The sequence below is a fragment of the Actinomadura sp. GTD37 genome, from assembly GCF_041951365.1.
GTDB lineage: Bacteria > Actinomycetota > Actinomycetes > Streptosporangiales > Streptosporangiaceae > Spirillospora.
On record NZ_JBGNUS010000009.1, the window covers coordinates 177754 to 189193 of the forward strand.

The 11440-nt window shown below is 72.3% G+C and carries 10 protein-coding genes and 1 tRNA gene; 8 read left to right on the forward strand and 3 right to left on the reverse strand.

Features of this window, described 5'->3' with window-relative positions; genetic code table 11:
* Positions 1-9: 9 nt before the first annotated feature.
* The 7 genes from ACA511_RS34500 to ACA511_RS34530 all read left to right on the forward strand — a co-directional run bounded on the left by ACA511_RS34500 (position 10) and on the right by ACA511_RS34530 (position 7981).
* Complete coding sequence (locus ACA511_RS34500; RefSeq protein WP_375028895.1) at positions 10-999, forward strand: NAD(P)-dependent oxidoreductase; 990 nt, start codon at positions 10-12, stop codon at positions 997-999.
* 103 nt (positions 1000-1102) lie between these two features.
* Positions 1103-2587, forward strand: coding sequence for a potassium/proton antiporter (locus tag ACA511_RS34505; RefSeq protein ID WP_375028896.1), 1485 nt, complete (start codon positions 1103-1105; stop codon positions 2585-2587).
* A 190-nt stretch (positions 2588-2777) separates the two neighbouring features.
* A complete protein-coding gene (locus ACA511_RS34510; protein WP_375028897.1) occupies positions 2778-3161 on the forward strand; it encodes an FmdB family zinc ribbon protein in 384 nt (127 codons plus the stop codon).
* Positions 3162-3476: 315 nt separating this feature from the next.
* A complete protein-coding gene (locus ACA511_RS34515) occupies positions 3477-5600 on the forward strand; it encodes an MMPL family transporter (RefSeq protein WP_375028898.1) in 2124 nt (707 codons plus the stop codon).
* Positions 5601-5760: 160 nt separating this feature from the next.
* A complete protein-coding gene (locus tag ACA511_RS34520) occupies positions 5761-6582 on the forward strand; it encodes an S-methyl-5'-thioadenosine phosphorylase (protein ID WP_375028899.1) in 822 nt (273 codons plus the stop codon).
* Positions 6579-7385, forward strand: coding sequence for an SAF domain-containing protein (locus ACA511_RS34525; RefSeq protein ID WP_375028900.1), 807 nt, complete (start codon positions 6579-6581; stop codon positions 7383-7385). The genes ACA511_RS34520 and ACA511_RS34525 overlap by 4 nt, the downstream gene beginning before the upstream one ends.
* 182 nt (positions 7386-7567) lie before the next feature.
* Complete coding sequence (locus ACA511_RS34530; RefSeq protein ID WP_375028901.1) at positions 7568-7981, forward strand: MscL family protein; 414 nt, start codon at positions 7568-7570, stop codon at positions 7979-7981.
* A 7-nt stretch (positions 7982-7988) separates the two neighbouring features.
* On the opposite strand, the gene ACA511_RS34535 is transcribed toward ACA511_RS34530, so the two are convergent.
* Together ACA511_RS34535 and ACA511_RS34540 are read right to left on the reverse strand one after the other, a co-directional pair.
* Positions 7989-9077: a D-alanyl-D-alanine carboxypeptidase family protein gene (locus tag ACA511_RS34535; RefSeq protein ID WP_375028902.1), complete on the reverse strand. Its 1089-nt coding sequence runs from the start codon at positions 9075-9077 to the stop codon at positions 7989-7991.
* A gap of 82 nt (positions 9078-9159) precedes the next feature.
* Positions 9160-9600: a hypothetical protein gene (locus ACA511_RS34540; protein ID WP_375028903.1), complete on the reverse strand. Its 441-nt coding sequence runs from the start codon at positions 9598-9600 to the stop codon at positions 9160-9162.
* Positions 9601-9733: 133 nt separating this feature from the next.
* Between ACA511_RS34540 and ACA511_RS34545 the strand changes: the two genes are divergently transcribed.
* Positions 9734-9809, forward strand: a tRNA-Arg gene (locus tag ACA511_RS34545).
* Between the two features lie 194 nt (positions 9810-10003).
* Here the strand turns inward: ACA511_RS34545 and ACA511_RS34550 are convergent.
* Positions 10004-11440, reverse strand: a complete 1437-nt coding sequence (locus ACA511_RS34550) for an aldehyde dehydrogenase (RefSeq protein ID WP_375028904.1) — start codon at positions 11438-11440, stop codon at positions 10004-10006.

Consider the following 11440-nt stretch of genomic DNA (forward strand, 5'->3'; position numbering starts at 1 on the left):
AGGTTCGAGATGACGGCGCCGTGGCGGATCCTTTCCCTGCCCCCGATCGGTCGGGAGGTCGTCCGGGGCATGTTCGAGCCGCTCGGCGACGCCGCCGAGGTGGTGTTCCCGCAGACCGGGGACCGCGCCGGCCTGCTCGCCGCGCTGCCGTCCGCCGACATCGTGATCGCCGACTTCGCGCGCGGGTTCGTGCTGGACGCCGAGGCCGTGGCCGCCGCGCGGCGGCTGTCGTTCGTCCAGATGCCGGCGGTCGGCGTCGACCGCCTCGACCTCGCCGCGCTGACCGCCGCGGGCGTGCCGGTGGCGAACGCGGCGGGCTTCAACGCCCGCGGGGTCGCGGAGTGGGTGCTCGGGGCGGCGCTCGCGCTGTGCCGGAACCTCGCCTGGGGCGACCGGGCCGTCCGCGCGGGCGGGTGGCCGCAGACGGAGATGGGTGGCCGGAACCCGCGCGAACTCCACGACCAGCGGGTCGGCGTCGTCGGGTTCGGCGCGATCGGCCAGGAGACGGCCCGGCTGTTCGCGGCGCTGGGCTGCACCGTCTCGTACTGGACGAGGCGGCGGCGTCCCGGGGCCGCGGCGACGTACCGCGAGCTGGACGACCTCATGGCGACGTCCGACATCCTCGTCGTCGCCCTGCCGCTGACGGACGGGACCAGGGGCCTGATCGGGCCGGAACGCCTCGCCCTCCTTCCGGCCGGGGCGCTGCTGGTGAACGTGGCGCGCGGGGGCATCGCGCCGGACGACGCCGTCCTCGGCGCCCTGGATTCGGGACGGCTGGCGGGCGCGGCCCTGGACGTGTTCGACCGGGAGCCCCTGCCGCCGGACCATCCGCTCCGTTCGCACGAGGAGGTCCTGCTGTCGCCGCACACGGCGGGGGCGTCCGTCCAGTCGCAGCTGAACCTGATCGCGGCGGTGCGCGACAACGTCACCGCGGCCGTCCAGGGACGAGACGTGCAGAACATCGTCAACGGGGTAAAACCGCAGGTCATACGGCGATAACGAGCTTTCTCGACATGCCGTCCCTGAACTGGAAATGCGCGATCGGGCGTTGAATCTGTAGGATTCCTAAACGATCAACTTTGACGACCTCGAAGGGTGGGATGTGCACCTCGACATCTGGCTACTCCTCGGGGCCGTGCTCGTACTCAGCGCCATCATCGCGGTCCGGCTGTCCCACAAGGCCGGCCTCCCGACCCTGCTGGCGTACATGGCCCTCGGCCTCTTCATCGGCGAGTCCGGCCCCCTCCACATCCACTTCGACGACGCCGCGCTGGCCGAGACACTCGGCCTCGCCGCGCTCGTCCTGATCCTCGCCGAGGGCGGCGTCACCACCGACTGGCGGCGGATGCGCCCCTCGGTCCCCGTCGCGATCAGCGTGTCCACCATCGGCACCCTGATCAGCATCGGCGTGGTGGCGCTCGCCGCCATGTGGCTCATCGGAATGGACTGGCGTCCCGCGTTCCTGCTCGGCGCCGTGCTCGCGCCGACCGACGCGGCGGCCGTGTTCTCGGTGCTGCGGCGGCTCCCCCTGCCGTCCCGGCTGATGGGCCTCCTGGAAGGCGAGTCCGGGTTCAACGACGCCCCCGTCGTGATCATCGTCGTGACCCTCAGCGCGCACAGCGCCGCCCCCGACCTGGCCGAGCTGTTCGGCGTGATGGTGTACGAACTGGCCGCCGGCGCCGTCATCGGCATCGCGATCGGCTGGCTCGGCGCGCAGGGCCTGCGCCGCATCGCGCTGCCCGCCTCCGGCCTCTACCCCATCGCGGTGCTGTCGCTCGCCGTCGGCTCCTACGGCGCCGCCTCCCTGCTGCACGCGAGCGGGTTCCTCGCCGTCTACGTGAGCGCCGTCGTCCTCGGGAACGCGCGGCTTCCGCACCGTCCCGCCACGCGCGGCTTCGCCGAAGGCGTCGGGTGGCTCGCGCAGATCGGGCTGTTCGTGATGCTCGGGCTGCTGGCCGACCCCGGCGACCTCCCGGGTCAGACCGTGCCCGCGCTCGTCGTCGGGTTCGTGCTGCTGCTCGTCGCCCGTCCGATATCGGTCGTGCTGTCGACGATCGGGTTCAAGCTGACGTGGGGCGAGAAGATCTTCACGTCCTGGGCCGGGCTGCGGGGCGCCGTGCCGATCGTCCTCGCCACGATCCCGATGGTCGCGGACGTCCCGGGCGCCGACCGGCTGTTCGCGATCGTCTTCAACATCGTCGTCGTGTTCACCCTGCTCCAGGGCCCGACGCTGCCGCTGGTCGCGCGCTGGTGCCGGCTGGAGAGCGACGAGCAGGCCCGGGAGCTGGACGTGGAGGCGGCGCCGCTGGAGGAACTGCACGCCGACCTGCTGGAGGTCCGGATCCCGGGCGACTCGATGCTGAACGGCGTGGAGATCTTCGAGCTGCGGCTGCCGCCCGGCGCGTCCATCACGCTGATCGTGCGGGACGGGTCGAGCTTCGTGCCCGAGCCCACCACGCCCTTGCAGGCCGGCGACACGCTCCTGGTCGTGACCACCGACTCCGTGCGCGAGGCCACCGAACGGCGGCTGCGCGCGGTCAGCCGCAAGGGCAGGCTGGCGGGCTGGTTCGGCGAGACCGGCGCCTGACCGGGCCGGGCGGCCGCCTGACTGGCCGGCGGCCGCCCGGCGCGACCGGCGGGACCGGCGCCCGGACGGTTCCCTGACCGGTCAAGGAACAGGGCGGGGGCGAAACGTGTTCCACACCTGGGTACCATTAGCAGTCGTTCAGAGTGAGTGCCAGTCCGGACTCGCCGGGCTGAGTCAGCTAGGAGGAACCGTGCCGACGTATCAGTACGTTTGCACCGAGTGCGGCGAGCCCCTGGAGGTCGTGCAGAAGTTCAGCGACAACGCGCTGACCGATTGCCCGGCGTGCAGCGGCAGGCTCCGCAAGGTCTTCTCCGCGGCGGGGATCATCTTCAAGGGGTCGGGCTTCTACCGCACCGACAGCCGCGGCTCCGGCAAGTCGTCCTCGACCACGGGCGCGGCGTCCAACGGGTCGTCCTCGTCCAACGGGTCGTCCTCGTCCGAGGGTTCGGCCGGCGGTTCCTCGGGCGGCGACTCCGGCAAGTCGGACTCGTCCTCGTCGTCCTCCTCCTCGTCTTCGGGGTCTTCGGGCGGCTCCTCGTCGACCGGCAAGTCGTCCTCCGAAAAGGTCGCCTGACCTCCTAGGACTCCTTCACGACCGACCCGGCGGATCCAGCGGAGATCCGCCGGGCCTTCGTCGTGCCCGGCCGCCGACTACATCTCAAGAGGTAGTCGGCGGCCTTCCCATGCCTCGCACGACGTAGCGGCGTTCCCTTCTCGCGCCGGACGCGCGGCGCTCGCCTCCTCGCGACGATTGAGGGGATGGGAGCCGGGCGCTCCGCCTCCTCCCAGCCATCCGGGAATCGCGATACTACTTGACATCTCTCGACAAGCGAGAGATCGTTGCCAACGCGACATATCTCGATAACGCCTTAGGCTTCAGGAGAGGGACATGAGCGGACCAAGCCCGGCGCCACCCAGATCGCCGGCCCACCGGCTGGCCGGAGTCATCGCCGGACGGCGCGGCAAGTGGGCCGTCCTCGCCCTGTGGATCGTCCTGCTGCTGGCCCTCGGCCCGCTCGCCGGCAAGCTCGGCGACGTCGAGGAGAACGACGCGGCCGCCTGGCTGCCCACCGGCGCCGAATCGACCCGGGTCGTCGAGCTGGAGGAGCAGTTCCGCAAGGACGAGACGATGCTCGCCGTCATCGTCTACGAGCGGTCCGGCGGGATCACCGCGGCCGACCGCGCCAAGGCCGCCGCCGACGTCGCCGGGCTGCAGAGGCTCCCCGGCGCCCAGAAGGCGCAGGGGCCGTTCCCGTCCAAGGACGGCAAGGCACTGCAGACGCTCGTCCCCCTCACCGACGACGACGTCACCAAGGCCGTCGACGACGCGCGCGACCTCGTCCAGCGCGGGCCTCCCGGGCTGGACGCCCACGTCGCCGGGCCCGCCGGCAGCGGTGCCGACATGTTCAAGGTCTTCAACAGCATCGACGGCTTCCTGCTCATGGCCGCGGGCCTCGTCGTCATCGTCATGCTGCTCTTCATCTACCGCAGCCCCATCCTGTGGTTCGTTCCGGTCCTCAGCGCCGTCGTGGCCTTGGGACTGGCCCAGTCGATGGTCTATGTGCTCGCCAAGTACGGCGACCTCACCGTCAACGGGCAGAGCGCGGGGATCCTGACCGTCCTCGTCTTCGGTGTCGCCACCGACTACGCCCTGCTGCTCGTCGCCCGCTACCGGGAGGAGCTCCACCGCCACGAGGACCGGCATGAGGCCATGGCCTTCGCGCTGCGCCGCGCGGCGCCCGCCATCATCGCCTCCGCCGCCACCGTCGCGGTCGGCCTGCTGTGCCTGCTGCTCGCCGACATGAACTCCACCGCCGGCCTGGGCCCGGTGGCCGCCGCAGGCGTCCTCACCGCCCTCGCCGCCATGACCACCCTGCTGCCGGCCCTCCTGGTCATCTTCGGCCGCTGGCTGTTCTGGCCGCTCATCCCCCGGTACGACGAGAAATACCTCAAGCCGGAGGCGTACGAGGCCGAGCACAGCGTGTGGAGCCGTGTGGCCGGTCTCGTGGGCAGGCGCCCGCGCGCGCTCTGGGCCCTCACCATGCTGGGCCTGATCGTCCTCACGCTCGGGTTGGGCTCGCTCAAGGCCGACGGACTGTCGGACGCCGGGCAGTTCACCGGAACGCCCGACTCGGTGAAGGGATCGGCGGCCGTCGCCCGCCACTACGCGGCCGGATCCGGCGCCCCCGCCGTCGTCATCGGCCAGGCCGCGGCCTCGGACCGGCTCGCGCAGACCGTACGCGGGACGTCCGGCATCGCGGAACTCGGGCCGCCCGTCACCGCGGACGGCCTGGTCAAGTACGAGGCGGTGCTGAAGGACCCGGCCGACAGCGAGGCGGCGCGCACGACCATCGACCGGCTTCGCGCCGCGGTGCACGACGTCCCGTCCGCGGACGCGAAGGTCGGCGGCACGACCGCGACCTCGCTGGACATCGGGCGCGCCTCCACCCGCGACAACAAGGTGATCATCCCGGTCGTGCTGGGCGTGGTCCTCCTGATCCTCATCGCGCTGCTGCGCGCCGTGGTCGCGCCGCTGCTGATGATCGGCACCGTCGTGCTGTCGTTCCTGGCCTCCCTCGGCGCCTGCGCGGTGATCTTCACGCACGGCTTCGGGTTCGAGGGGACCGACGCGGGCTTCCCGCTGCTGGCCTTCATCTTCCTGGTCGCGCTCGGGGTCGACTACAACATCTTCCTGATGCACCGCGTCCGGGAGGAGTCGCAGGCCCTCGGCACGCGCCGCGGCATCCGGCGCGGCCTCACCGTCACCGGCGGAGTGATCACCTCGGCCGGGCTGGTGCTGGCCGCCACGTTCGCGTCCATGGTCACGCTGCCGCTGGTGGGCATGGTGGAGATGGGCTTCGTGGTCGCCTTCGGCGTCCTGCTCGACACGCTCATCGTCCGGTCCCTGCTGCTGCCGGCCCTGTCGCACGACATCGGGCGGCGGATCTGGGCGCCGGGACGGCTCGCGAAGGAACCCGTCGCCGAGCCCAAGGTCCTGGATCCGGTCGGCTGATCGAAAGCCCGGCTCCGGCCGGGCAGGGGCCCGGCTCCGGCCGGGGTGGGCCCGGCTTCGGCCGGGGTGGAGGGGCCCGGCTTCGGCCGGGCTCCTCGGGTTATCCACAATTGGCGGACGGTCTGCCGGCGGTGGCGGCGGGATGGCTAATGTCGGCGCCATGTCCACTACCGGTTCCCAGCCCACCGCCGAGATCGGGGTCATCGGCGGCTCGGGGTTCTACTCGTTCCTCGACGACATCGAAGAAGTCCGGGTCGACACCCCCTTCGGCGCGCCGAGCGACCCCATCGCGGTCGGCGAGCTCGCCGGCCGCCGCGTCGCGTTCGTCCCCCGGCACGGCCGCGACCACCGGTTCCCCCCGCACCGGATCCCCTACCGGGCCAACCTGTGGGCGCTGCGCTCCCTCGGCGTCCGGCAGGTCCTCGCGCCCTCGGCGGTCGGCTCCCTCACCCCCGACTACGGCCCCGGCACGCTCGCCGTCCCCGACCAGCTCGCCGACCGGACGTCCGGCCGCGACCAGACCTTCTACGACGAGGGCGCCGCGATCCACGTGTCGTTCTCCGACCCGTACTGCCCCACCGGCCGCCGCACCGCCGTCGAATCCGCCCGCACCGCCGGCTGGGCCCCGGTCGACCGCGGCACGCTCGTCGTCATCGAGGGCCCGCGCTTCTCCACCCGCGCCGAGTCCCAGTGGTTCGCCTCCCAGGGCTGGACGCTGATCGGGATGACCGGCCACCCCGAGGCCGTCCTCGCCCGCGAACTCGCGCTCTGCTACACGTCCCTGTGCCTCGTCACCGACCTCGACGCGGGCATCGAGGAGGGCGAGGGCGTCACCATGCAGGAGGTGCTCCGCGTCTTCGGCCAGAACATCGACCGCCTCCGCACCCTCGTCGCCGACGTGGTCGAGGCGCTGCCCGCCGAACGCGCCTGCCCCTGCCCGAGCGTCCTGGACGGCGTGAAACTCCCCCTGGAGCTGCCGTGACCGCCCGCTTAGCCCGCCTGCGGCGGCCCCTGGCGGCCCTGTTCGCCGCGGCCGCCGCCGGCCTCGTCCTGCTGGCGCTGCGCCCGGGGCCGCCCCCGTCCGTCCGCGTCCTGGCCGCCGCCCGCGACCTTCCCGCCGGGAAGCGCCTCGCCCCGTCCGACCTGCAGCGGGTGGCCCTGCCGCCGTCCGCCGTCCCGGCCGGCGCCCTCCGCGAGGGCGCCGGCCGCGTCCTGGCCGGGCCCATGCGGCGGGGCGAGTCCCTCACCGACGCCCGCGTGATAGGCGACGCCCTGCTCCAGGGCTACGGGCCCGACACGGTGGCCGCCCCCGTCCGCATCACCGACCCCGCCGCCGTCCGCCTACTGCGCCCGGGCGACCGGATCGACGTCCTGTCCGCCCCGACCGACGAAGCCCGCCCCTTCCCGCCGGCCGAGGGAGCCGGCACACCCTCCTCGCAGCGGCCCCCGGCCGCCGTTCCCTCCGACATCCGGCCCGCCCCGCCGGGGGCCGCGCCGTCCGAGAACGTCCACCAGGCCGCCGAGCACAGGGCCGCTCGCGGCAACCCGTCCGCAGACCCGGCGGCACCGCGGAACGCGCTGACGGCGAGGCTCACGGCCCAGGGCGCGCCGAATTGGACCACTGCTCGGGTAGTGGTCTCGGACGTGCCGGTCGTAGCGGTCCCCCCGCCGGACGAGAACGGCGAGCAGCAGGGAGCGCTGCTCGTCCTCGCGACCGACAGAGCCCAAGCCCTGGCCCTGGCAGCCGCCGGCCCACTCCTCTCCCTGACGATCACCGGTCACTGACGATCCGATCGCCCCGCCGACGCGGCACCACGCGTGGCGGGTGGGCGGCGGGGGCCGGGAGATCGCAGGTGGGAGGCGTTTGCGGGCGACTTGGCGAATGCGGACGGGTTCATTACTATCCGTAGCCATTCCCGTGCCCCTGTCAGACGGAGGGGCACGCCCCCGACATCTCTGGAGCCCCCATGAGCGGATTCAAGAAGTTCCTCTTCCGCGGGAACCTGGTCGACCTCGCGGTCGCGTTCGTCGTCGGAGCCGCGTTCGCGGGTCTGGTGAAGGACTTCGCGACTTCGTTCATCACCCCGCTGATCGCGCTCCTCGGCGGAAAGCCCGACTACACCCGGCTGGCCGTCACCATCGACGGGACCGCGTTCCCCTACGGGGTCTTCGTCACGTCGGCGATCGCGTTCACCATCACGGCGGCGATCGTCTACTTCCTGGTCGTCCTGCCGACGTCGAAGCTCATCGAGCGGATGGACCGCGGCAAGGAGGCCGCCGAGCGCGAATGCCCGCAGTGCCTCAGCGACATCCCGGTGAAGGCCCGCCGCTGCCGCTACTGCACGGCGGAGATCGTCCCCGCCACCGAGGTCCCTTACTAGACCCGAGTCACTCGTTCTCGGTGCCGAACTCCCAGTGCCAGGGCTCGAACGGGTTGCTGTAGGCCCACGCCGGATGAATCCAGCCGTACTTCCCGGCGTGGGCCTCCATCCAGTTGAACTGGAGCGAGCCCGAGCTCTGCACACCGCCGCACAGGTCGAGGGCCTGGCCCTTGCCGTGGTTGCTCGTCCCCGGGACGGCCGCGAACCCGGGGCGGTTCGCGTAGACGGCGTGCTGCTCCGACAGGCTCCGGTACGCGTCCGTCACGCACATGTCGCGGCCGAACCGGCGCTTGTACGCGGCGTTCAGCTTGTAGAAGGTGAGCGCCGCGTCCGCGCGCAGCTTGTGCCCGCCCTTCTGCGGCAGCGGGCACAGGTACTTCGCCGGGATCAGCCCGTTGGGGAACTTCTTCGCGTCCGCGGCGAGACTCTTGTCACAGCCCAGTTCCAGCCGCTTCTGCCGGCTCACCGCGAGCTTGTCGAGCATCGCGTTGAGCTGCTGCGTCAGCTGCGCCGACTTGCTCTTCAGCCCGTCCACGTCCTGCTGGAGGCGGGTCTGCTCCACCGCGTTGCGCGACTGCAGGTCCTGCGCGGTGGACGCGAGCCGCTGCCGCCGGTCCTGCAGCTCGTCGGCACGGTCCACGAGCGCCTGCTGCGACTGGGCGAGCAGCGTCACGTCCGCCGTCGACCGCAGCGCCTGGCCCGGATCGCCGCCGCCGAAGATCGCCATCGAGCCGGCCGCGCCGCTCTGCTGGTAGGACGAGTTCGCCAGCCTGGCCAGCGGCTCCCTGATCCGGTTCAGCTCGGCCTCGGCCCCGGCGAGGTCCTTCAGCGTGCCGCGCAGCTTGACCTGCGAGGACGCGAGTTCCTTCTGCCGCCCCTTCATCTGATCGGTGGCCTTCTCCAGCTGGTCACGGGCCTTCGACGCCTCGCGCCGCAGCGACTCCAGCGTGTCGGCCCGGCCGCCCGAGGCCGCGTCCGCGACGCCGCCCGAGGCCGCGTCCGCGGCACCGCCCATAGCCGCGTCCGCGGCGTGCGATGACAGCGTCGCCATCACCAGGAATACCGCGGTCAGCGCCGCCGACCGGGGGTTCGGCACGGTGGTCTTCCTCCTGATGCCCAGATGCGAAACAGCGGCAGAACGCTACTACAGCTTCTACGATGACCTGTGCGTAACCGGTTCAACGGTCACCGTAACCGTGGCGCTCGCACCACCGGCGCATCCACCAGACGTCGTCCCAGCCCGCCGGGCACGGCCGCCGCGACTGCTCCGGCGGCGACGGCTTGGGCGCGACGGTCCTGCGCGGCTTCGCCACCCGCGCGGGCGGCCGCTCCGGCGCCTTCGTCGCGACCTGCGGCTCCGACTCGGGCGGCACGTACTTGCCGTACGTCGGCTCGCTGTCCGGCGTGGCCGACGCGAGGCTCTGCACGGGCGTCCCCGCCGTCTCCGGCCGCTCCCGGACGGGCTCGTCCCGCATCCCGACCGCGATCACGGACGCCACGAGCACGGGAACCAGGAAGGCGCCGACGATCACCGCGACGCGTCCACGCCGGGACGCGCGCTCGTCCACCTCGTCCTCGGCGTCCCTGATCTTCGGCTGCCCGCGATGCCGTCCCGTCACGGCACCGAAGCGTACCCACACCGGCCCCACCCGGCCTAGAGCCCCAAGGGACCCCATAAGGGGAAGCGTTCACCGCTCCCTTTCCCCTACCCTGTACATGCCGTCCGCTACGCTTTTGCGCAAGCGACGACACGCCTCCGTAGCTCAGGGGATAGAGCACCGCTCTCCTAAAGCGGGTGCCGCAGGTTCGAATCCTGCCGGAGGCGCCACCTTCCCCGGCACGAACAAGCCCCTGACCAGTACCGACACCGGACAGGGGCGTTGCTCTGCATACGGCTCCGCGCACAGCCGTGCGCGACTCCTTGCCGAGCAGGATCGTGCGGCGGCGCCCTGCGCTCGGGACGAAGTGCCAACTGGGGGCGAGGGCACGTCGGCACGGGGATGTGGTGGGGTTCCTGGGTGGTCAGTCGTCGATGGCCATGACCACTGCCTTCGGTTCGGTGAAGAACTCCCGGCTGTAGGTGCCGCCCTCGCGGCCTAGGCCGGAGTCGCCGACGCCGCCGAAGGGGGCTCGGAGGTCGCGGACGAAGAAGCAGTTCGTCCAGACCGTGCCGGCCTTCAGGGAGGCGGAGACGCGGTGCGCGCGGGACAGGTTCTCGGTGAAGACCATGGCGTTCAGGCCGTACGGGGTGTCGTTGGCCGCGGCGACGGCCTCGCTCTCGGTGTCGAAGGGCGTGACGACGGCCACCGGGCCGAAGATCTCCTCGCGGCACACGCGGGCGGCGGGCGGCGCGTCGACGACGACCGTCGGCCGCACGAACAGGCCCTCGGAGGCCGCGCCGCCGGTGGCGATCTTGCCGCCGTCGGCGGGGACGGTGTCGAGGTAGGACGTCACCTTCGCGTAGTGCTCCGCGGACGCGAGGGGGCCGAGTTCGGTCGCGGGGTCCTTGGGGTCGCCGGCGGTGAGGGCCTCGGCGGCGGCGGTGAAGCGGTCCAGGAACTCCTGGTAGACGTCGCGCTGGACGAACAGGCGGCTGCCGGCCAGGCAGACCTGCCCGGCGTTGCTGAAGATGGCCTTGATCGACCAGGAGACGGCGAGGTCGAGGTCCGCGTCGCCGAACACCAGGTTGGCGCCCTTGCCGCCGAGTTCGAAGCTGACCGGGGTGAGGTTCGCGGCGGCCGCGGCGGCGATGGCGCGGCCGGTGGCGGACTCGCCGGTGAAGGTGATGCGGTCGACCCGCGGGTCCGTGGTGAGCGCCTCGCCGGCGGATCCGGGTCCGTGACCGTGGACGACGTTCAGCACGCCGGGCGGCATCCCGGCCTCCAGTGCCAGCTTCGCCAGCAGGGACGCCGACGCGGGGGTCTGCTCGGCGGGCTTCAGCACCACCGTGTTGCCCCAGGCGAGGGCCGGGGCCACCTTCCAGGTCTCCAGCATCAGCGGGAAGTTCCACGGGGCGATGGCGGCGACGACGCCCGCCGGTTCGAAGCGGGTGTAGGCGTGGTGGCCGCTGTCCATCGGGAACGCGTCGGCGGCCGACAGCCGCGCGTGGTCGGCGAAGAACCGGAAGTTGGCCGCCGACCGCGGGACGTCCTTGCCGCGGGTGTCGGCGATGGGCTTGCCCATGTCGGTGGTGTCGGCGAGCGCCAGCGCGTCGAGATTCGCCTCCATCAGGTCGGCGAGCCGGTGCAGGATCGCGCCGCGCTCCGCGTACCCCATGCGCGGCCACGGGCCGTCGTCGAACGCGCGGCGGGCGGCGGTGACCGCGAGGGCGGCCTCGTCCCGGCCGCCGAGGGCGACGTCCGCCCAGGGCCGCTGGGTGAAGGGGTCGACGGTGGGGAACCGGGCACCGTCGCGGGACTCGGTCTCCCGGCCGTCGATGACGTGGCGGATCAGGTCCAT